Genomic DNA, 20,973 nt, shown 5'->3' on the forward strand with positions numbered 1-20,973 from the left:
AATCGAGCCATATCAATCAGGCAGCGCTCGAAATCCAGTTCGAAAGCGCCGTCTTCGGCTTTGCGCCGACCGAGATATCGGCAACTTCGCCGCCCTTGAAGATCGCAAGCGTCGGAATGGAGCGTACACCGAACTGTGCAGCGAGTTCCGGGTTCTCATCGATATTCAGCTTGGCCACCTTGACCTTGCCTTCCATCTCGACGGCGATTTCTTCGAGGCTCGGAGCAATCATCTTGCACGGGCCGCACCATTCAGCCCAGAAATCGACGACGACGGGTTCTGCGGATTCCAGAACTTCCGACTGGAAGTTATTGATATCGACTTTCACGGTAGCCATAGGCTGCTCCTTTACCGGAATTTACGTGTTGAACCACATGTGATGCTGCGGTGCCGAATTTTCAATGTCCGGTATTTCACTTTGTATTGAGTCCTGCAAGCGCCAAACTGAGTGCCTTCTCGCTCAGCGTATAGAGCGAAGCATTCTCGGTATAGACAAGCATGCAGTCGATACGTTTGCCCGGATAAAGCGGCGCCAGGATTTCACGATAGATTGCCAGCTGCGCCCGGTGCGCGAAGGGAATAGCCTCTTCCGTTACCGGCGGCACCCGATTGGTCTTGTAGTCGAGAATGACGACACGATCGGAAAGAACCGCAAGCCGGTCGATGCGGCCCGAAACCGCATAGCGCCTGTCAACGAGCGTCAATGTCCCCATGATCGAAACCTCAGGCTGAGCCTGTGCGCCGAGAACGGCCTGCAGACCTTTCTCGTCCAATAGTTTCAGAACCGAATCGACAAGCTTGCGCCGTTCGCCTTCCGGCCAGAATCGCGCCGCCCGTTCGGCATAGCGGCTTGCCGCATCAGGCCGTTCGCCAAGTGGAATTTCGGGAAGCGCCTGCAGCATGCGATGGATCAGCCTGCCCTTCTCCAGTGAGCGATCGCTGTGCTCCTTCTCGCCAAACAGCGGCGAAACGACCAGCAGACCGCCTTCATCTTCATCGACGATCGTCCCGGCACCGGAAGGGCTGAGTGGCCGGGGCAGCTCAGCCTGCGGCGGCAATGGCCGCAACAGGCCGTCCGGCAAGGTCTCCTCGCTGTCGCGCTCTTCGCTGCGATCGATACGCTCGAAACTTCGTTCTATCCGCGGCACGCGCCACTTGATGCCCGGCCATTCCCCATCGGGACCGGAGAATGTAGTCGCCTCCACATGTGGATGGTCGTCGTCCAGTGCCGTCGAAATCATCATATGCCAGGTGTCGTTGTTCACACGCACGCCACGATAGCCGCAGACGACCAACCGGTCGGCCGCGCGCGTCATGGCGACATAGAGTAACCGGCGGTATTCTTCTTCCGCCAGCATCTGGATACGCGTCGCATCGTCCTGCGTCAGCGAATTGGCGAGATCGGAGACAGGAACCCAGACGGGCATCGGCGGCTCGTCGAGGCCGGTCTCGATCAGGCGAAGCTTCGGCAGATGGGTATGGGTGAAGGCCTTCGAACCGCCGTCGACGAGGAAAACGATCGGTGCCTCAAGGCCCTTGGAGGCATGCACCGTCATGATCCGCACCTCGTTGCGCCCCTTGTCCTGCTCGCGCTTCATCACCGGTGCTTCGAGTTCCAGCGTCGAGATGAAGGATTGCAGCCCAGGAAGGCCGGAACTCTCGTGGTCGAGCGTGAAGGTCAGGAATTCGTCGAGGATATCGCTGACCTCGGTGCCGAGACGGGCAAGGAATTGCCGCCGCCCGCCATAGCTCCCCAGCACGCGCGCATAGAAATCATGGACCGACAGGCTCCTGGACTGCCGGAGAAATAGCTCCAGCCTCTCGACGGCAGCGCGGAAACGCTCGGTGCCGTCGGCGGCGAAGCTTTTGAGATGGCTCCAGACGCTCTGATTGTCGCCGCGCAACGCGGCGATCGCAAAGATGTCGTCCTCCGAGAGATCGAAAAGCGGGCTCTTGAGCACGGCGGCGAGCGAAAGATCGTCTTCCGGCAGAAGCAGGAAACGGCCGAGCGCCAGCAGATCCTGCACGGCGATATGGCTGGTCAGCACCAGCCTGTCCGCACCGGCGACGGGAATATCGCCGCGGCGCTTCAACGCGCGCGTCAACGCATTGACGAAGGCGTCGCGCTTGCGCACCAACACCAGAATGTCGCCGGCCTCGATCAGGCGCTCCTTGCCTTTGTCGACGATCGTTTCGCGGCCGACGAGACTGCCGATCGAATGGGCGATCCGCCGTGCGAGGATCGCGGCCGGCGCGCTTTCCGGCGTTGCGTCGAAGGGTGCCGTCCAGTCCTCCTCCTTCACCACCGCTTCCGGCGCAACCATCTCCCAGAGATCGACGGCGCCGGGATGTCCGATGCGGCTGGAACGATGCACGACCGGTTCGCCGAGCGCGCTGAGGCCGCGCGCGTTCTCGGATGTCTTGAAAATGTGGTCGACGGCCTCGAGCACGTCGGCGGTCGAGCGGAACGACAGCGGCAGCCGCACGGAGGAAAAACTCTGCCCGCTGTCGGAAACGCGCCGCCGCGTCCGGTCGCTCTCCTCGGAAAAACGCTCGGGTCTCGCCCCTTGGAAGGAATAGATCGACTGCTTTTCGTCGCCGACGGCAAACAGCGTGCGCACGATCGGCCGGGCGCTTTCGCCGGAGAAGAAATCTTCGGCGAGCGACTGGATGACGCTCCACTGGATCGGGCTGGTATCCTGGGCTTCGTCAACGAGGATATGATCGATGCCGCGATCGAGCTTGTAGTGGATCCAGGGGCCGACGCCACTTTTCGTCAGGAGGTCGGCGGTGCGGGTGATCAGGTCCTCGAAATCGAGCTGGCTGCGCTGCTTCTTCAACTCCTCATAGTCGTGATTCAGCCGGTCGGCGAGTACGAGCGCCGCATGTGTGGCGCCGTACATCCGCATCAGCTTCAGCCGGTCGCGGCTTGCTGCGACATGCGCGCGGGCAATGGCGATGGCCTCCGACAGCTGCGGTGCCTCGGCAAGCATGGCCTTGACGAAGAATTGCGAGTCCGCCTTGGGCTCGCCCTTCACGGTCAGAAAGATTTTTTCGAGGATCTCAGCGCGCCTTGCGTCGTCGCGCTCCCGCCCGGTGAGCCTGAGGCCATAGGCAACCTCTTGCGCCTTCGCACCGCCCTTCTGGTCGGCGAGCGAGAGATAAAGCTCTAGCGTGCTGCCCGAAAGCGCGGGCAATGGCCAATATTGCGCCGCGATCCGGTCTTCCGTGTCGCCGGCGGCAAGGCCAAGCCTTTTGCGCAGAACCATTTCCACGCCGCCCTGCTGTTCGGCCGTCGCCGTGAAACGACGAATGGCATTGCGGTTGGCGACGATGTCGCCGAGCAGATTCTCCAGTCCGGATTCGTCGCCGAGATTGAGCACGTAGGCGAATGCCTCGGCAAGGGCGCTATCTTCGTCAGGCGCCGTTGCCGTCAGCAGCGCCCGGCGCGCATCGGCAAGCAGCGCCACCGCCGCGCGATCGTCGAGAACCGAGAAATGCCCGGCAACGTTGGCCTCCAACGGGAATTGATGCAGCAGTGCCTCGCAAAAGGCATGGATCGTCTGGATCTTCAGTCCGCCGGGTGTCTCCAGCGCCTTGGCAAACAGCCGGCGGGCCTCGGCAAGCTTCAATCCGTCGGGAGCCGTACCCTCGATCTCAGTGATCCGCCGGCCGAGGTCTTCATCGTCAAGCACCACCCATTCCGCCAACCGTTCGAAGACACGGTTCGACATTTCGGAGGCGGCAGCCTTGGTATAGGTGAGGCACAAAATGGCGGAAGGCCGCGCGCCGGCAAGCAGCAGCCGGATGACGCGCTGTGTCAGTACATGCGTCTTGCCGGAACCGGCATTGGCCGAGACCCATGCCGAACGCATCGGATCGGAGGCAATCGCCTGCTGGATCGTCGTCCAGCCGATCCAGGCGCCCGGATCGTCGTCGTTGGGAAGGGCGGTCACATCACTCATCGCCGCCGCCCTCTTCGGTTTCGGCCGTCGACCACTCGGAGACGCGGGCAAGATGATCGTAGTCGCCGCCGAAATCGAATTGCTGGGCCGGGATCAGCCGCGAGGTAAAGCCTCGTTCGTTGGATTGCAGCAACCCCACGAATTTGACCAGCTGGTCGATCGATTCGGCGGCGAGATCCATCGCCGATTTCGCCTTGTCGCTGCGCGCTGAGCTCTCGTTGTTGACAGTGTCGACTTGAAAGCGGTTTCCCGGACGCAGACGCACATAGAGAAGGTCCTGCGGCACGAGGCTGCCGGCATCGCGAAAAGCGCCGGCGCTCAAGGCCGCCGCTTCAAGCGCAAGCTGGGGATCGAGAAGCACGCGCGCCTGCGCCGGCGAGGGATTGTACCCAGTCTTGTAGTCGATGATGTCGGCCGAATTTGGTCCTGTGACGTCGATCCGGTCTGCAACGCCGGTGAGCCGGATATTGATCGGCTCCAGCTCCATCCCGCCCCGTACTTCCGTCAGCGTTTTCAGGATGCCATGCCGGCGTCCAGCCTCCCATTCGAGGAAGACGCGGGCCACCGCGCGAAAGCGCGGCCGCCACACCGCGTCGATATGCGGCGGCAGTTTTTCCATGTCGAACAGCTCGGAAAGGATGGCCTCCATCGCCGCTGCCGCATCCGGCGTGCCGGCGATGTGAGCCTCGCGGATGAACCGATCGATGATCTCGTGGTAGAGCGTTCCGCGTTCGGCCGCCCCTGGATCACGATTGAACGGGTCGACGGGGTCAAGCCGCAGGATGCGACGGGCATAGATGGCATAGGGATCTCGGCGCAGCCGGCCGACTTCGCTGAAGGAATAGGATTTCGGCTGCAGCGCCAGCGGCGGTTTCGGCGAGGGGCGCTGCGCCGGCGCCTGAGCATCTCCTCGATCGATGAGAGCGGCCCATTGGAGGAACCGATTGCCGCGCCCCTTCAATTCCGCTTCGAACGCCTCTCCGCCGAGCGCCAGCAGCCGCTGCAGCCAACGCGAGGCGACGGTCGGCGTTGAGCCCTGGCGCAGCGCGCGCGAATAGATCAGATGGCGCGTACCGTTTGCCATCTCAAAATCATGCGCCAGCTGGCCGATGCGCCGCTCCGGCGGCTCGAGGCCGATCTCCGTCTTCATCATGCGCGGAATGAAGGGATTGTTGGCGGTCTGTCCCGGCCACGTGCCTTCGTTCAGGCCGCCGAGGATCAACGTATCGACGCTCTGCAGGCGGGCTTCCAGCGTGCCGAAGATGAAGAGCCTCGGATGGCTGAGCGCCCGTGGCTTCACCGCATGACCGGCGGCAAGGGCTGCCATAATGTCGATCCACTGCGGTCCGTCGGCCTCCATCTGGCCGTCCGTGTCGATCACTTCACCGAGCAGGGCGGCGAGGGCGTCTCCCGCTTCGTTCGACCAGAGGTCGGCGAGATTGCCTTGCGGATCGACCGCCACCGCTTCAAGCGAACGGCCGGTGCGCTCCGCCCATTCGGACAATGTGAAGCGCACCGTTCTTCCGCGATCTTCCGGCCGGTGCCGCATCAGCGCCGAAGCCAGCGGTTCGGTCGCTTGTGCGACCCGCCGGGCAAGATCGTATGCGGCGTCTGCGGCCTCAGGCGAAAGCGCTTTTCGCCACTGCGGCGCGTGCCTGTCCAGGGCCTGTTCGGCAAGCTGGTGAGTGAGCAGCGGTTCCAGCGCGCTGATATCCACCTCTGCCACGCCGCCGCGCAGTGCCAGCAGCTCGAGCGCCTCTGTAGCGGAAATCAAGGCGTCGCGTTCCAGGCCGAAGCGGGCAAGCGGATGTTTGAGCAAGGAGACGATCGCCACCGGATTGCCCGGCCGCAACGCTGCCTCCAGCAGCAATTGCAGCAAGGTGCCCTGCGGCATGGCCGAAAGCGGCGTGCCCGCCGAATCGTCGGCGAGGATGCCGAAGCGGGAAAGCTCGGCCATCACGCGCCGCGCGAGATTGCGGTCCGGAGTGATAAGTGCTGCCCGGCTTTCGCCGTCCTGGCCCGGCCTTTCCAACGCCAGCCGGAGCGCGATGGCAATCGCGGTTGCTTCCTCGCGCTCATTGGCGGCTTCGATCAGCGAGACATCAAAGAAGGCCGAAGACAGCGCCCTTGCTGGCAGGTCGTTCTTCCATGCTCCCCAGTCGCTGGTCGCCTCCGCCGGGGCAAGTGCCCGCGACAGGATTTCGGCGCGCCGGTCGAGATCGGCCTCCGGTCTGTCGAGGAGCGTGACGTCGGCCCGCGTCAGCTTCAGCCGCTTGAGCAGCGAAGAGAGACCATACTGCGGATGGCTCCGGCTTGCGGGATTGGCATGTTGGCCGGGCGCCAGTTCCGGCGTGACCATCTGCCAGTGCCTTTCGGGCATGGAGAGATCGAGACCCGGAAGCACGATCACGCCTTCAGGCAGATGGGCGACGGCGGCGATGAGATCGGCGGTGGCGGGAACGGACCCTGTCGAACCGGCGATGATGATCGGTCCGGCCGGTTTCGTCGCCGAGAGCCGGCTTGCTTCAGCCCGGAGAATGGCATTTCTGTGCCGTGCCGGCGAGGATTTGCCGAGTTCAGACAGCCGCTCCGGCCAGAATGCGCTGGCGATCTGCAGAAATTCCGCCGTCAGCTGCCACCAGGCGGCATAGTCGCCAGTGTCGAGTTTCGACAGTTCCGACCAGTCGAGATCCTCGGTCTCGATGGAATCGATCAGCTCCGCAAGATTGCGGGCGAGCCAGATCGCATCCGCCGGACTTGCCGGCGCAACGAGCGGCGAGTCCGAATGAATGTGGCGGACGATCTCCGGCAGCTTGTTTCGCCAGGCAAGGATCAGGCGCGCCAGCTCCAGCAGACGGGCGGTATTCGACAGCGGTTGGGCGAGATCGATCGTTGCCGGCAGCGCCTCGTCGAAATAACCGCTATCGTCGTCGGTTTCGCCGAGCGGACGGATGACCGGCAGGATCGCCGAGCGGCCGCCGAGCAGGTCGACGAATTCCGAGCGCAGCACACGCACGGCGCGCCGGGTCGGCAGGTAGATCGTCACCTTGGCAAGCGATAGCGGATCATCAGCCTCGTGCCGGAAAATCGGCGTCAATCGGCCATCGCAAAGCGTCGTCACCAGCGTTTTCAGGAAGGGGAGGCCCGCCGGGATCGTCAGGATGCGTGGCTGGTGCCGCTCCGCCATGGCTCAGGCAAACGCCCGCAACCTGCGGATCGTTTCCTCCGCCTCGCCGATTGCCTCCGGCGTGCCGACCGTCAGCCAATGGCCTTCGAGCACCATGCCGAAAAGCCGTCCGCGCGCGATCGCCTTGTCGAAATAGATATTGAGGTTGAAGGCATCCTTCGGTGCATCGTCGAGCAGCGCCGGGTTCATGACGATCGCTCCGGCATAGACGACGGGATTGGACGGATCGTCGCGATAACGCGTCAGCTGGCCATCGGCTGCGAGGCTGAAGTCGTTCTTGCCGTTGTGACCTGTCGTATCCTCGATCCCAACGCAAAGCAGCGCCATGTCCATGCGTTCACTATCGAAGAATCCGGCTAAGCGTTGCAGGTTGGTCGGTCGCCCCGGCTGCTCGCCGATCCAGAAGAGATCGGCATTCATGACGAAGACATTGTTGCGGTTAAGCAATGTCAGGCCCTTCGCCAGCCCGCCGCCGGAATTCATCAGAGCGTCCTGCTCGTCGGAAATGACGATGTCGAGGCCGCGGTAGTTCCCGAGATGGTCGAGCATCTGATCGGCGAAGTGGTGGACGTTGACGACGGCCCGTTCGACGCCGGCCGCCACCAGCGAATCCAGCGCGTAGTCGATCATCGGCTTGCCGTCGATCTTCACCAGCGGCTTCGGGATCGTGTCGGTGATCGGGCGCATGCGGGTTCCGAGACCCGCGGCCAGTACCATGGCTTGTCTGATGGTCATTCTGATCCGGAACTTATGATTCGCTCTGGCCTATTCCAGCCCTTGTGCACCAATCGCGCAAGGGGGCAAGCGTTTCATGCGCAAGCGCGACGTTCAGATAGGAAAGCGTGCGCGGCATGTGTTTCAGATAACCCGGCTTGCCGTCGCGCTGCAACAGGCGCACCCAGAGACCGGCAAGCTTGCAATTGCGCTGCGCCGACATGATTGCCCAGGCCCTCATGAAGCCGTCTTCGTCGAAACCGCCCTGTGCGCGGCGAAGCCCCAGATAATCATCCATCAGCTGCCGAAAGAGGCCTGGCTCGATCGTTACACGCGCATCCTGGACGATTGAGGCGAGGTCATAAGCCGTCGGGCCGATCATGGCGTCCTGGAAGTCGATGAGGCCGATCCGTTCGACGCCCTTCGCATGCGGTCTCCAGATGATATTCGGCGAGTGGAAGTCGCGCAGCAGCAGGTTCTTCTCGGCCGTTGCCAGTTCGTCGATGAGTGTATCCCAGATCGCCAGATAATCCGCGCGTTCGGCTTCCGTTGCAGGTGCGCCCTGGCGCTTCCAGGGCAGGTGCCAGTCGAGCACCAGCCGCACCTCCATCTTCATCGCCGTACGGTCGAAATCAGGGACATGATGGACATGCCCCTTTCCAACAGGGATGTCGTGCGGAAATTTCAGGGCGTGCAGTCTGGCCAGGCAGGCAACGCTTTCGCGATAGCGTTCGATAATAGGCTGTCCGCGGGCATCCAGCACGCCGTCACTGCCGAGATCTTCGATCAGCAGGATACCCTTGTTATAATCCACCTTGTAGACTTCGGGCGCCGCAAAGCCGTCCTTGCGCAGCGCATCGGCGATCGCCACGAACGGATAGGCGTTTTCGGCAAGATGCGCGACTTTGGGATAGGGTTTACCGTCGAGAACCGGCGGACCTCCAGCAAGCGGCGGCCAGTCCATCAGGATGATGCGCTGGTTCTCGCCCTTCGGATAGATCGCCTCATAGGCGCGCAGCGAGGCATCGCCGGTCAGGAAGCGGCGTTTCGCTGCGGGGTAACCGGCGTCATCGAGGAAATCGCGGATCGCCAGGACGCGACGGATGCGTGCAATTTGCGCGCCAACGGCTTTGATTGTTGCCCGGCGGCCGTTGCCCTCATGTTCCAGCGTCAATGCGATGCGCTGAGCGGGCAGCTCGCTCTCCGCCATCTCCGGCCATTCGACGAGACAGACGCCGTTCTGCAGAGCCTCGTCGAAGCCAAGTTCGGTCAGTTCGGCGGGGTCGCCGAGCCGGTAAAGATCGAAATGCGAAATGGGGATGCGCAGATCGTAGGACTGGACCAGCGTGAAGGTCGGGCTCGGGACCTCGAGCTCTTCGTCGTCGGCCATGGCGCGCAGGATCGCCCGGGCGAGCGAGGATTTCCCCGCGCCGAGATCGCCGGAAAGGGCAAGGCAATCGCCGGCCTTCAGGGCCAGTGCCAGATCTTCGCCGAGGCGGATGGTAGCCGCCTCATCTTTCAGGAAAAGCGAGATCGCATCGCTGGTCGTCATTCGGCGGCGGCGGAATGCGGTACATCGACCGAGGGGATACGGCAGACGACGGTCGTGCCCTTGCCCGGCTCGCTGTCGATCGTCACATCGCCATGATGCAGACTGACGAAGCTGTCGACGATCGAGAGACCGAGGCCGGCGCCGCCGCGTTTGCCGCTTTTCGCCCCCGTGGCAAAACGGTCGAAGACGGTCGCGATCATATCAGGTGAGATGCCGGGGCCGCGATCGCTGACGGCGAAGACGAAATCCGTGCCTTCGCGATGGCATTCCAGCGAGATCGAGGTGCCCTCCGGCGAGAAATTCGCTGCATTGGAAAGAAGCTTCAGGAGGATCTGCTTCAGCCGCTGCGGATCGGCAATGATAGAGCCGAGATAGGCGGGTGCGGTAATTTCAAGCGCCACGCCGCTTTCGTGGAGGCGATCTGCGATCTGCATCGAGACGTCGTCGAGCAGATCGTTGAGATCGATATCCGCATAGTTGAGGCGCATGATGCCGGCGTCGACGGTCGCAAGGTCGAGGATATCGTTGACGAGCGTCAAGAGGACCGAGGACGAGGTCGAGATGTGGTCGATATATTCGGCCTGTCGTTCGTTCAGCGGCCCGACACCCGGCGTGCGCAGGAGATCGGTGAAGCCGATGATGTTGGTCAGTGGCGAACGCAGTTCATAGGAAACGTGCTGGACGAAGTCGTTCTTCAGCTCGTCGGCCTTGCGCAACGCTTCGTTCTTCTCGGTCAGCGCGCGCTCGGCACGCACGCTGTCCGTCATGTTGACGAAGGTCAGCATGGTCTGCGCGTTCGGCAGCGGGATGACGGCATAGTCGAGCACGAGGCCGGAGAAGAGTTCCAGCGTTCCCTGGCCTGAGCGGCGTTCGTCGTCGAAGCTGGTGATCAGCTCCGCGAAGGTCTTCCAGCCATCCGGCCGATCATAGGAAGGCGCGCAGGCCTCGCCGAGCGCACGGATATGGGTGCCGGGCTTGGCTTCGGTTTCGGTGATCCCCCAGAGCGCGCGGAAGGCCGGGTTCGAAAGGCGGATGCGCCCATCGGGACCGAACACCGCCACACCTTCTGAAAGATGGTCGATCGTTTCGCCCTGCACCTTGACCAGCGTGTTGTAGCGCGTTTCGAGATCGACCTGCTCGGTCAGGTTTTCGAACACCCAGGTGGCGCCGCCCTGCGGATGGGCGGTTGCAAAGACGCGCAACGTCTGTCCGTTCGGCAGGTGCCAGAGATCGGATTGCGTGTCGAGCGCGCGATAGACGGAAAGTGCGGCTTCCTTCCAGCTTTTCCAGTTGAGCTGGTCCGGCAGTTTCTTGGCCGCCCGCAGCCGCTCGAGCAGCTCGCTATTGTCAGGTCGGCCTTCGAGGAAGGCGATATCCAGCTCCCAGAGCGCGACGAAGGCTTGGTTGTAGAATTGCAGCCGGCGGTCGCCGTCGAAGATGGCAACCGGCGTGGCGAGATGGTCGAGCGTTTCGGCATGGCTCTTCAGCGTCCGTTCCAGCTCGGCGCGCACCGCTTCTATGTCGGACACATCGATCGCGATGCCGGCCGAGCCGCCGGGAACCCTGACGTCGACGACGTCGAAGAAAGTGCGGTTGCCGTGCACGACCGTCGAAATCTTGTCGTGGAAGGGCGATTCCGGCGTCGTCGTTGCGCGAATGCGTTCGCGCGCCACGGTCGTCAGCATCTCGCGGCCTTCATTGATCGCCTGCTGCGGCGATCGCGCCTCGACCGCCTCGCCATAAGCCTGGTTGACCCAGGTGAGGCGGCCCACCGGATCGCGCTGCCAGGCCGGCATGTCGATCGCGTCGAGCATGGTCTGGAAGGCCGAGATCGAGGTCATCAGCCGGTCGCGCTCGATCCTGAGCTCTGCGAGCTCGGCGCGCAGATTGTTGAGCGCCACGAAACGGACGAAAGCACGCCCGCCGGAAACCCGGCCCTGCGCCTCGAGGATTTCGTCGCGGATGGTTTCGACCACCATGTCGAAGCTCTGCGCCTCGTCCCGCAGCCGGTCGATCGCCTTTTCCAGCTCGGAAGCCGAACGTGACTTCAGCCACAGGCCGAAGGCCAGGAATTCGCCGTCCTGCGGCGCGCCGGTCTCGGGCGGAAGCTGACCGAGCAGTTCGGGGCGCGCATTGCCGTCCCAGATGACGATCCGCCGGTTCTTGTCGGCGATCAGAGCCTGGTATTGCGAAATGCGCTGCTGGGCATCGGAGAGCGCCGAGCGGATTTCCCGGCTCTCGTTTTCCAGGTTGCCGCGCTGGCGCACGAGCCACAGCGTCGACAGCAAGGCTGCCGATATGACGCCGATGACGACGGAAACACCGATCACCTGCGAGGATGTGAAGAGGTGAGCCGAGGCCGCCGCCTGCTGCTCCGCCTGTGCCAGAGCCGGCCGCGCCAGCGCGGCAAGCGCCGTGCCGGCCGCGCAGCTTTTCAGGAAGCGGGCCAATGGTCCGTGCTCTTGCTTTGCGGCCTCGTGTGCCGTTGCAGATTTATATCCTTGGCCTGCCATCAGCGGGCGGCGATCGGCGCGAGCGCCATCATCCGCCTGACCGGGCAGGCTGCTTTTCATTTCCGACATCCGCGGTATGTCTCCGTCCTTCAATGTGCCGCATTACGACAAGACATCCCATTTTCGGAGCGGTCGGACAGGGTCCGGCGCCACGAATCAAGTCTTAAAACAATACTTCGGAAGGGAATCGGCGGGAAGGGAGCGTCCAAAAAATAAGCCGCGACATTTGTCAATGCCGCGGCTTTCTACATCTTGTGGATATTAACTATCAGATCAATATCTGTAGTGGTCGGACTTGAACGGGCCCTTCGGCGAGACGCCGATATAGGCAGCCTGTTCCTCAGAAAGCTCAGTCAACTTCACGCCGAGCTTGTCGAGATGCAGGCGTGCGACCTTTTCATCGAGATGCTTCGGCAGGATATAGACCTGGTTGGAATACTGGTCGGGCTTGGTGAAGAGCTCGATCTGTGCCAGCGTCTGGTTGGTGAACGAAGCCGACATCACGAAGGACGGATGGCCGGTGGCGTTGCCGAGGTTGAGCAGACGGCCTTCGGAAAGAAGGATGATGCGGTTGCCCTTGGGGAATTCGATCAGGTCGACCTGTGGCTTGACATTGGTCCACTTGAGATTGCGCAATGCGGCGACTTCGATTTCGTTGTCGAAGTGACCGATATTGCCGACGATCGCCATATCCTTCATCGCCCGCATATGGTCGATGCGGATGACGTCCTTGTTGCCGGTGGTGGTGATGAAGATATCGGCCGAGGAAACGACGTCCTCGAGCAGAACGACTTCATAACCGTCCATCGCAGCCTGCAATGCGCAGATCGGATCGGCTTCGGTCACCTTGACGCGGGCGCCGGCGCCGGAGAGCGAAGCGGCAGAACCCTTGCCGACGTCGCCGTATCCGCAGACGACAGCAACCTTGCCGGCCATCATCACGTCGGTGCCGCGACGGATGCCGTCGACCAGCGATTCCTTGCAGCCATACTTGTTGTCGAACTTCGACTTGGTAACCGAGTCGTTGACGTTGATCGCCGGGAAGGGCAGCAGGCCCTTCTGGCTGAGCTGGTAAAGGCGGTTGACGCCGGTCGTCGTTTCCTCGGTGACGCCCTTGATCGCGTCGCGCTGCTTGGTGAACCAGCCCGGGGAAGCGGCAAGGCGCTTCTTGATCTGTGCGAAGAGAATTTCCTCTTCTTCGGAATGCGGGTGAGATAGCACGTCCTCGCCGGCTTCGGCGCGGGCGCCAAGCAGGATGTACATGGTGGCGTCGCCGCCGTCATCGAGGATCATGTTGGAAAGGCCGCCATCGGCCCACTGGAAGATCTTGTCGGTGTAGACCCAGTAATCCTCGAGCGATTCGCCCTTGATGGCGAAGACAGGCACGCCGGAAGCGGCGATCGCGGCAGCGGCATGATCCTGCGTCGAGAAGATGTTGCACGAGGCCCAGCGGACTTCGGCGCCCAGCGCGACCAGCGTTTCGATGAGCACAGCCGTCTGGATGGTCATGTGCAGCGAGCCGGTGATGCGCGCGCCCTTCAACGGCTTTGTCTGGCCGAATTCGGTGCGGCAGGACATCAGCCCCGGCATTTCGGTTTCGGCGATCGTAATTTCCTTGCGGCCGAAATCCGCAAGCCCGATATCGGCGACGACATAATCTTTTTCAGTGCTCATAGAGGCCTCCAGGCTGAAAACGTCTCAAAATTGGCGCAGGCGCGAAGATGACCGCGTGCAAGCGCACGGCATGTCCGCCGTTTAGCAGGCTTCGCCGGGGATGGCAATAAGGATATAAAGAAGTCTTTATATGTTTATATGAGCTCGCCGGCGCTCACATTTCTTCGCCGAACCTATTCTGGATCAGTTGGTCCAGCGCCTCCAGCGCTTCCTCGGCCTGGCTGCCGCTCGCCGAAACGACGACGCTCGAGCCGGGGCTTGCCGCAAGCATCATCAGTCCCATGATGGAGGTGCCGCCGACCGTCATCCCGTCCTTGGAAACGGTGATGGCGGCATCGAAGGTCTCGACCATCTGCACGAATTTGGCGGAAGCGCGCGCGTGAAGACCGCGCTTGTTGATAATGAGGAGTTCCCGGGAGAGCGATGTCATGAAGGCTCGTTATTTTCCGCTGAGCACACGGCTCGCGACATTGATATATTTCCGCCCGGCCTCGGAAGCCTCCACCAGCGCCTTTTCCATGTTGTTCTCGCCGCGCACACCGGCAAGCTTGATCAACATCGGCAGGTTGACGCCGGCAATGACTTCGGTATGGCCGCTGCTCATGACTGATATGGCAAGATTGGACGGCGTGCCGCCGAACATGTCGGTCAGGATGACGACGCCATGGCCATCATCGGCACCGGAAACGGCTTCCAGAATGTCCTGCCGTCTCTGGTCCATGTCGTCTTCGGGGCCAATACAGACCGTCTCGATGAATTTCTGAGGACCGACGACGTGCTCGACAGCATGACGAAACTCTTCAGCCAGCTTGCCATGAGTGACAAGCACAAGTCCGATCATGATATTACTGCTCCCATAGACGCAAACGGTGGACCCAATATCGCAATGCAGCAATTACGTCCACCGGTGGGGGCACATCTTGGCTATGAAAAGCCGAAGTGCAAGATAAAAATGCGACTATATAAGGCAGATTGACCAATCCGGAAGGCCCTAGCGCCCGATATCCGGCACTTTTGCCATCAGGATTGCAAGGGGTGAGGAAACGCCCGCGAGCAACCGCAATGCGGGAAGCGAAAAACCGGCAGCAAGGCTCACCATTTCGCCCTCGGGAGGCACCCGGTTTTCACCGGTAGCGCTGCCCGGAAGCACGGCATAATGCATGGCCGCCCTGGGAATATGGTCCTGATGAACGATACCGGTGCCGCGAAGCTCCATCAGCCCGGTGATCGATGGCGGGCACGCGGCAATCACCGCGCCGGTCTCTCCTGAGAGAAGAACCTGGTCGTCGGCGATCAGCGCCGTGAAAAGCCCGAGCCGGCGCGCCTCCGTCATGCAGGTGAAGGCCAGCATCGATTTGCCCCAGCCGGAAGGCCCGCTGAACAGCAGTCCCGTCTTGCCGACGACGATCGCCGTCGCATGGATGTTGAAAGCTGCCTCGGTCATGCTGCGGTGCCGACTGGCAAAGAGAGGATGAAGCGCGCGCCGAGCACATGCCCGCCTTCGGCATCGGTGATGTTTTCGGCTCTCAGCGAACCGCCATGCGCCTCGGCGATCTGCCGGCTGATCGAAAGGCCGAGGCCTGAATTCTGGCCGAAGCCTTCCGATTCCGGCCGGTCCGTATAGAAGCGCTCGAAGATGCGGTCGATATTTTCCGCCTGGATGCCGGGGCCGTTGTCTTCGATAGTGGCGACGCATCGCGAACGCGTCCGCACCAGCCGCACGGTAATCTTTCCGCCCTTTTCCGGCACGAAAGAGCGGGCATTCTCGATCAGGTTGGCGATGATCTGGCCGATGCGCAGATCGTGGCCATTGACGACGAAGCGCGTCTTGATGTTCGGCTTGCGCTCGATCGCATATTCGATCTCCACCTGCTTCTTGGTGCTCCTGACCTGGCGCGAAACCTCGATGAGGTCACGCAGCAGCACCTCCATATCGACGGAGCCGGCATCGACGCGTGCGAGTTCGGCATCGAGACGGGAGGCATCGGAAATATCGCTGATCAGCCGGTCGAGGCGGCGGACATCGTGCTGGATGACGTCCATCAGCCGCTTCTTGGAATCGTCGGATCGGGCCAGCGGCAGCGTTTCAACAGCGCTGCGCAGCGATGTCAGCGGGTTCTTGAGCTCGTGGCTGACATCGGCCGCGAAACTTTCGATCGCATCGATGCGGTCGTAGAGCGCCGTCGTCATCTCGCGCAACGCGATGGAAAGGTTGCCGATTTCGTCTTGGCGGGCGGAGAAGTCGGGGATCTCCTCGCGTGCCTTGGCGCCCCGGCGCACACGGATGGCAGCCGCCGAAAGACGGCGCAGCGGATTGGCGATCGTCGATGAAAGCACCAGCGACAGCAGCACGTTGACGAGGGTCGCGACGCCGAAGACGCGCATGATGGCAAGCCGCTCGGCATGAACGATATTGTCGATGTCGCCCGCCTGCGTCGACAGCAGCAAAACGCCGAGCACGGCGCGAAAGCGCTGGATCGGCACGGCGACGGAAACGATGAGTTCGCCTTTCTCGGTGGTGCGCACGACCGCGCCGCGCACGCCGGTGAGCGCATTCATCACCTCGGGATAGATCGAGCCGTCGCCGCCCGGCGCTTCCTTATAGAGCGGCAGATTGCCGGGCTGCAGCGCCTTGTTGAACAGGGTGGCGAACCACTCGCTCCAGGTCTGCTTCTCCTCTTCAACAGGCGGCAGGTCGAAGCGCAGCACCTGGCCGCGCGAATAGAGATGGCGCGAATCGAGCAGCAGATTGGCGTCGGCATCGAAGATGCGGGCGCGTGTGCGCGTCGGAGAGATAAGCCGGCGCAGGACCGGCGCGACCTTTTCGGGATCGATCGGGAATTCGAGGTCCTCGTCGTTCGGCACCGGCGTGATGCTCTGGCCGGCCTGCAGCTCGAGCAGCTTCTGCGGATCGATGGTGATCGAGTTGGTATCGACCGACGCGGAGGCCGAAACGGCGCCCGCGATGATCTCGCCCTGCGTCAGCAGGCTTTCGGCGCGGGCGTCGATCAATCCCTCGCGAAACTGGTTGAGATAGAGGATGCCACCGACGAGCACCACCAGTGCGACGAGATTGAAGAACAGGATGCGCCGCGTCAGGCTCGAAAAGACGGCATTGCCGAAGATGCGGCGGATCAGCGTGAAGGGATGCGACCAACGGCGGCCCCGGACGCGACGGGTGCTCACGCCCTCCGCGTCGTCCAGATCCCTTTCCTGCACCAACTGTGCCAATGACAGGCCCTTTCGAAGGGCGGGGCCGGATGAACCGGCCCACAGCCCTTAACATTTCCTACAGCGCCGCGCATCTTTTCAGACGCGCAAAGGACGCTGTAACATTTTGACTGCTGCATAATTTAATCCTTAAATCGGATTCCGATTTAAGGAATTATGCAGTAGCGCTGCGCCGCTCGGGGCTCAAGCTGCTTCGCGGAAGCGGTATCCCACTCCGTAGAGTGTTTCAATCATATCAAAGTCGTTGTCGACCATCTTGAATTTCTTGCGCAGCCGCTTGATGTGGCTGTCGATGGTTCGGTCGTCGACATAGACTTGCTCGTCATAGGCCGCGTCCATCAGCGCGTCGCGGCTCTTGACGACGCCGGGGCGTTGCGCCAGCGAATGCAGGATCAGGAACTCGGTCACCGTCAGCGTCACGGCCTCACCCTTCCAGGTACAGGTGTGGCGTTCCTGGTCCATGACCAGCTGCCCGCGCTCCAGCGAACGGGCCTGCTGCACCGCGCCGTTCTTCGGTGCGCCGGTGGGGCTGGTACCGGCGGCGGCGGCTTCACGGCTTGACGCGCGGCGCAGGACGGCGCGCACGCGCTCCACCAGCAAACGCTGCGAAAAAGGCTTGGTGATGAAATCGTCGGCGCCCATCTTCAGGCCGAAGAGCTCGTCGATCTCCTCGTCCTTGGAGGTGAGGAAGATGACGGGAATATCCGACTTCTGCCGCAGGCGGCGCAGCAGTTCCATGCCATCCATGCGTGGCATCTTGATGTCGAAGATCGCAAGCTGCGGCGGTCGTGCCAGAAGGCCGTCGAGCGCCGAGGCACCGTCCGTATAAGTCTCGACCTTGTATCCTTCGGCCTCCAGCGCGATCGACACCGAGGTGAGGATGTTGCGGTCGTCATCAACGAGCGCGATTGTCGGCATGGTGTTGGTCTCCGTCATCAGTGCGCAATCTCCCGGATTTGCTCTCCCCAGGCGGTCTCAATGACCGGATGCGCTTATGGAGGATAAAGGTGGAACAAATTGTGGCAAAGATAAAGGGAGAAGATTGTTGTAAAATTCGCAAGCAATCTCAGGTAGCGCATCAAAATAGTTAAACGCAGTCTTTTCAAACGATTTAAAATTAGGGAGATAAATTTAAATCGATTAAATGTTTGATATCACTACATTTTCTCTAGTTTGTCATCTTGTGTTTTAAAATTTCTGCCCGTATTTTCGCACTCAGTTTTAACGGTAACGAGCCTGAGCGAAGGGAACTAGCCATGGAAATGTTCGGAGTTCATAACCCGGCAATAGAGCTGGCAACGGTGGGATTGGGCGGCGCAGCCCGCGTTCGCTACAATTTTTCCGCCGCCGCGCTCTATGAAGAAGCGATCCGCCGGGGCGAAGCCGAACTGACCGCTCAGGGCGCGCTGCGGGCTATCACCGGCCAGCACACGGGCCGTTCGCCGCGCGACAAGTTCGTCGTTCGCGACATCAATACCGATGGCGAAATCTGGTGGGACAACAACAAGCCGATCTCGCCGGAACATTTCGCCTTGTTGCGCGACGATATGCTGGCGCATGCCGCGGGCAGGGAGCTTTTCGTCCAGGATCTCGTCGGTGGCGCCGAGGAAGGTCATGCCCTGCCGACCCGCGTCGTGACCGAGTTCGCCTGGCATTCGCTGTTCATCCGCAATCTGCTGATCCGCCCTGACTCCGCAGCGCTGTCCAGCTTCGTCCCGAAGCTGACGATCATCGATCTGCCGAGCTTCAAGGCCGATCCGGCCCGCCACGGCTGCCGTTCGGAAACGGTGATCGCCTGCGATCTCACCAACGGTCTCGTTCTCATCGGCGGCACCTCTTATGCCGGTGAAATGAAGAAATCGGTCTTCACCGTGCTTAACTACCTGCTGCCGGCCAAGGGCGTGATGCCGATGCACTGCTCGGCCAATGTCGGCCCGGATGGTGACGCGGCGGTTTTCTTCGGCCTTTCCGGCACGGGCAAGACGACGCTTTCGGCCGATCCGGCACGGACGCTGATCGGCGATGACGAACACGGCTGGAGCGAGAACGGCATCTTCAACTTCGAAGGCGGCTGCTATGCCAAGACCATCCGCCTCTCGGCCGAAGCCGAGCCGGAAATCTATGCGACGACGCAGCGCTTCGGCACCGTGCTGGAAAACGTCGTGCTGAACGAAAGCCGTGAGCCGGATTTCAACGACGGGTCGCTGACCGAAAACACCCGTTGCGCCTATCCGATGGACTTCATCCCGAACGCTTCGGAAACGGGCCGCGCCGGGCATCCGAAGACGATTATCATGCTGACCGCCGATGCCTTTGGCGTCATGCCGCCAATCGCGCGATTGACGCCTGACCAGGCGATGTATCACTTCCTCTCCGGCTACACCGCCAAGGTGGCCGGCACGGAAAAGGGTGTCGTCGAACCGGAGGCGACCTTCTCCACCTGCTTCGGCGCCCCCTTCATGCCGCGGCATCCGGCCGAATATGGCAATCTGCTCAAGGAGCTGATCGGCCGTCATGGCGTCCAATGCTGGCTTGTCAATACCGGCTGGACCGGCGGCGCCTACGGCACCGGCAAGCGTATGCCGATCAAGGCGACGCGCGCACTTCTCGCTGCCGCCTTGACCGGCGAACTTGGACAGGCCGAATTCCGTGCCGACACGAACTTCGGCTTCGCCGTGCCGGTCTCCGTCGATGGCGTCGACAGCAGCATTCTCGATCCGCGCTCAACCTGGGCCGATAAGGCAGCCTATGACGCGCAGGCCGAAAAACTGGTCTCGATGTTCATCGCGAACTTCGCCAAGTTCGAAAATCATGTCGACGGCGGCGTCCGCGATGCCGCGCCCGGCGTGAAGGTCGCTGCCGAATAAGGCGAACAAGCAATTCCAGCAAAAGTGCGCAGCGGTTTTGCGTCCGGAATTGCGTGAAAACAAAAAGTTGGAGCATTCTCTACTTCCAAGAAGAACGGATGCTCCAGTCTCTGACTCACGTGAAACCCGGCATCGCAGGATTGCCGGGTTTTTCTTGATCATTGCCGATATTTTCAATTCGCCGTTGATGTGAGATAGAACGCCGCATGGCCAGCGACGCGCTCTATATCGATGACAGGATCACCATCGCGGGATGGGAGCTGACGGAACAGTTCGTTCTGGCGGGCGGCCCTGGCGGTCAGAATGTCAACAAGGTCTCGACCGCCGTCCAGCTGTTCTTCAACATCCCGAATTCGCCGTCCCTGAATGATCGTGTCAAAACCAATGCGATCAAGCTCGCCGGCCGGCGTTTGTCAAAGGACGGCGTGCTGATGATCGAGGCGAGCCGCTTTCGCAGCCAGGACCGCAACCGCGAGGATGCGCGCGACCGGTTGAAGGAACTGATCCTGGAGGCCGCCAAGCCGCCACCGCCGCCGCGCAAGAAGACCAAGCCGACCAAAGGTTCAATCGAACGCCGCCTGAAGGAAAAATCCGGCCGCTCGGAAGTCAAGAAAATGCGCGGCCGCCCCGGCGGCGGCGGTAGTGAATGACATGGCCGCGCTCTTGAACGGCATCCGCCATCTCGCCGGCTATCTCGACCGCACGCGTCAAGAGGCATTGGTCGAGCTGATTCGCACCATCGTCGCCGAAGCGCCGCTTTATGTACCCGTCATGCCCGGCACCGGTAAGCCGATGTCGGTGCGAATGACCAATTGCGGGCCGCTCGGCTGGGTGACGGACAAACAGCGCGGCTATCGCTACCAGCCGACGCACCCGGCAACCGGCAGGCCCTGGCCTGATATGCCGCAGCAATTGCTCGATATCTGGAACGACGTTTCGGGTTACGATAAGTCGCCTGAAGCCTGCCTCGTCAATTTCTACTCCGACGAAGCCCGCATGGGCCTGCATCAGGACAAGGACGAACAGGATCTCAAGGCCCCGGTCGTCTCGATCTCGCTCGGCAACAGCTGCCTCTTTCGTGTCGGTGGCCTCAGCCGCAACGATCGTACGCTATCTTTCAAGCTTTCAAGCGGTGATCTGGTGGTGTTGGGCGGCGAGGGGAGGCTGTGTTTCCACGGCGTCGACCGCATCCATCCGGCGACTTCGACGCTGCTGAAGAATGGCGGCCGCATCAATCTGACGCTGCGCCGCGTCAATCCCTAAAATATAG

At 61.7% G+C, this 20,973-nt stretch carries 15 protein-coding genes; 3 read left to right on the forward strand and 12 right to left on the reverse strand.

Features of this window, described 5'->3' with window-relative positions; translation table 11 throughout:
* Positions 1-16 precede the first annotated feature (16 nt).
* The 12 genes from trxA to CUJ84_RS22490 form a co-directional block, all read right to left on the reverse strand.
* The gene (gene trxA, locus CUJ84_RS22435; protein WP_003544118.1) at positions 17-337 is read right to left on the reverse strand and encodes a thioredoxin; all 321 of its coding nucleotides are present in this window, start codon (positions 335-337) and stop codon (positions 17-19) included.
* 76 nt (positions 338-413) lie between these two features.
* Positions 414-3,965, reverse strand: a complete 3,552-nt coding sequence (addA, locus tag CUJ84_RS22440) for a double-strand break repair helicase AddA (RefSeq protein ID WP_105007787.1) — start codon at positions 3,963-3,965, stop codon at positions 414-416.
* Positions 3,958-7,152 carry a double-strand break repair protein AddB gene (gene addB / locus CUJ84_RS22445; protein ID WP_105007788.1) on the reverse strand — a complete coding sequence of 1,065 codons (3,195 nt, stop codon included), beginning with the start codon at positions 7,150-7,152 and terminating at the stop codon, positions 3,958-3,960. Before addB ends, addA begins: the two co-directional genes overlap by 8 nt.
* Positions 7,153-7,155: 3 nt before the next feature.
* Complete coding sequence (locus CUJ84_RS22450) at positions 7,156-7,887, reverse strand: nucleotidyltransferase family protein (protein ID WP_105007789.1); 732 nt, start codon at positions 7,885-7,887, stop codon at positions 7,156-7,158.
* A 13-nt stretch (positions 7,888-7,900) separates the two neighbouring features.
* Entirely contained in the window at positions 7,901-9,418 is a 1,518-nt protein-coding gene (gene tsaE, locus CUJ84_RS22455; protein WP_105007790.1) for a tRNA (adenosine(37)-N6)-threonylcarbamoyltransferase complex ATPase subunit type 1 TsaE, read from the reverse strand.
* On the reverse strand, positions 9,415-12,000 hold the full coding sequence (locus CUJ84_RS22460) for a sensor histidine kinase (RefSeq protein WP_105007791.1): 2,586 nt from the start codon (positions 11,998-12,000) through the stop codon (positions 9,415-9,417). The genes tsaE and CUJ84_RS22460 overlap by 4 nt, the downstream gene beginning before the upstream one ends.
* Before the next feature lie 204 nt (positions 12,001-12,204).
* The gene (gene ahcY, locus CUJ84_RS22465; RefSeq protein ID WP_011649859.1) at positions 12,205-13,605 is read right to left on the reverse strand and encodes an adenosylhomocysteinase; all 1,401 of its coding nucleotides are present in this window, start codon (positions 13,603-13,605) and stop codon (positions 12,205-12,207) included.
* Positions 13,606-13,759: 154 nt separating this feature from the next.
* On the reverse strand, positions 13,760-14,035 hold the full coding sequence (locus tag CUJ84_RS22470) for an HPr family phosphocarrier protein (RefSeq protein WP_003544133.1): 276 nt from the start codon (positions 14,033-14,035) through the stop codon (positions 13,760-13,762).
* Between the two features lie 9 nt (positions 14,036-14,044).
* Positions 14,045-14,446, reverse strand: coding sequence for a PTS sugar transporter subunit IIA (locus CUJ84_RS22475; protein ID WP_003544139.1), 402 nt, complete (start codon positions 14,444-14,446; stop codon positions 14,045-14,047).
* Positions 14,447-14,596: 150 nt separating this feature from the next.
* Complete coding sequence (locus CUJ84_RS22480) at positions 14,597-15,049, reverse strand: HPr kinase/phosphorylase (RefSeq protein ID WP_105007792.1); 453 nt, start codon at positions 15,047-15,049, stop codon at positions 14,597-14,599.
* On the reverse strand, positions 15,046-16,836 hold the full coding sequence (locus CUJ84_RS22485) for a sensor histidine kinase (RefSeq protein ID WP_105007793.1): 1,791 nt from the start codon (positions 16,834-16,836) through the stop codon (positions 15,046-15,048). Before CUJ84_RS22485 ends, CUJ84_RS22480 begins: the two co-directional genes overlap by 4 nt.
* A gap of 183 nt (positions 16,837-17,019) precedes the next feature.
* Positions 17,020-17,754, reverse strand: a complete 735-nt coding sequence (locus tag CUJ84_RS22490) for a response regulator transcription factor (RefSeq protein WP_196237551.1) — start codon at positions 17,752-17,754, stop codon at positions 17,020-17,022.
* Between the two features lie 338 nt (positions 17,755-18,092).
* On the opposite strand from CUJ84_RS22490, the gene CUJ84_RS22495 reads away from it, so the two are divergent.
* The 3 genes from CUJ84_RS22495 (at position 18,093) to CUJ84_RS22505 (ending at position 20,966) form a co-directional block, all read left to right on the forward strand.
* On the forward strand, positions 18,093-19,703 hold the full coding sequence (locus CUJ84_RS22495; protein ID WP_105007794.1) for a phosphoenolpyruvate carboxykinase: 1,611 nt from the start codon (positions 18,093-18,095) through the stop codon (positions 19,701-19,703).
* A gap of 206 nt (positions 19,704-19,909) precedes the next feature.
* A complete protein-coding gene (arfB, locus tag CUJ84_RS22500) occupies positions 19,910-20,353 on the forward strand; it encodes an alternative ribosome rescue aminoacyl-tRNA hydrolase ArfB (protein ID WP_105007795.1) in 444 nt (147 codons plus the stop codon).
* A 1-nt stretch (position 20,354) separates the two neighbouring features.
* Entirely contained in the window at positions 20,355-20,966 is a 612-nt protein-coding gene (locus tag CUJ84_RS22505; protein ID WP_105007796.1) for an alpha-ketoglutarate-dependent dioxygenase AlkB, read from the forward strand.
* Positions 20,967-20,973: the final 7 nt, after the last annotated feature.

The sequence above is a fragment of the Rhizobium leguminosarum genome, from assembly GCF_002953715.1.
Lineage (GTDB): Bacteria > Pseudomonadota > Alphaproteobacteria > Rhizobiales > Rhizobiaceae > Rhizobium > Rhizobium leguminosarum_V.

Coding starts and splice junctions, on each gene's coding strand:
- CUJ84_RS22505 (WP_105007796.1), top strand. CDS start 20,355: ATGGCCGCGCTCTTGAACGGCATCCGCCATCTCGCCGGCTATCTCGAC.
- CUJ84_RS22480 (WP_105007792.1), bottom strand. CDS start 15,049: ATGACCGAGGCAGCTTTCAACATCCATGCGACGGCGATCGTCGTCGGC.
- arfB (WP_105007795.1), top strand. CDS start 19,910: ATGGCCAGCGACGCGCTCTATATCGATGACAGGATCACCATCGCGGGA.
- tsaE (WP_105007790.1), bottom strand. CDS start 9,418: ATGACGACCAGCGATGCGATCTCGCTTTTCCTGAAAGATGAGGCGGCT.
- CUJ84_RS22490 (WP_196237551.1), bottom strand. CDS start 17,754: ATGCCGACAATCGCGCTCGTTGATGACGACCGCAACATCCTCACCTCG.
- CUJ84_RS22450 (WP_105007789.1), bottom strand. CDS start 7,887: ATGACCATCAGACAAGCCATGGTACTGGCCGCGGGTCTCGGAACCCGC.
- addA (WP_105007787.1), bottom strand. CDS start 3,965: ATGAGTGATGTGACCGCCCTTCCCAACGACGACGATCCGGGCGCCTGG.
- CUJ84_RS22475 (WP_003544139.1), bottom strand. CDS start 14,446: ATGATCGGACTTGTGCTTGTCACTCATGGCAAGCTGGCTGAAGAGTTT.
- CUJ84_RS22460 (WP_105007791.1), bottom strand. CDS start 12,000: ATGTCGGAAATGAAAAGCAGCCTGCCCGGTCAGGCGGATGATGGCGCT.
- CUJ84_RS22495 (WP_105007794.1), top strand. CDS start 18,093: ATGGAAATGTTCGGAGTTCATAACCCGGCAATAGAGCTGGCAACGGTG.
- ahcY (WP_011649859.1), bottom strand. CDS start 13,605: ATGAGCACTGAAAAAGATTATGTCGTCGCCGATATCGGGCTTGCGGAT.
- CUJ84_RS22470 (WP_003544133.1), bottom strand. CDS start 14,035: ATGACATCGCTCTCCCGGGAACTCCTCATTATCAACAAGCGCGGTCTT.
- trxA (WP_003544118.1), bottom strand. CDS start 337: ATGGCTACCGTGAAAGTCGATATCAATAACTTCCAGTCGGAAGTTCTG.
- addB (WP_105007788.1), bottom strand. CDS start 7,152: ATGGCGGAGCGGCACCAGCCACGCATCCTGACGATCCCGGCGGGCCTC.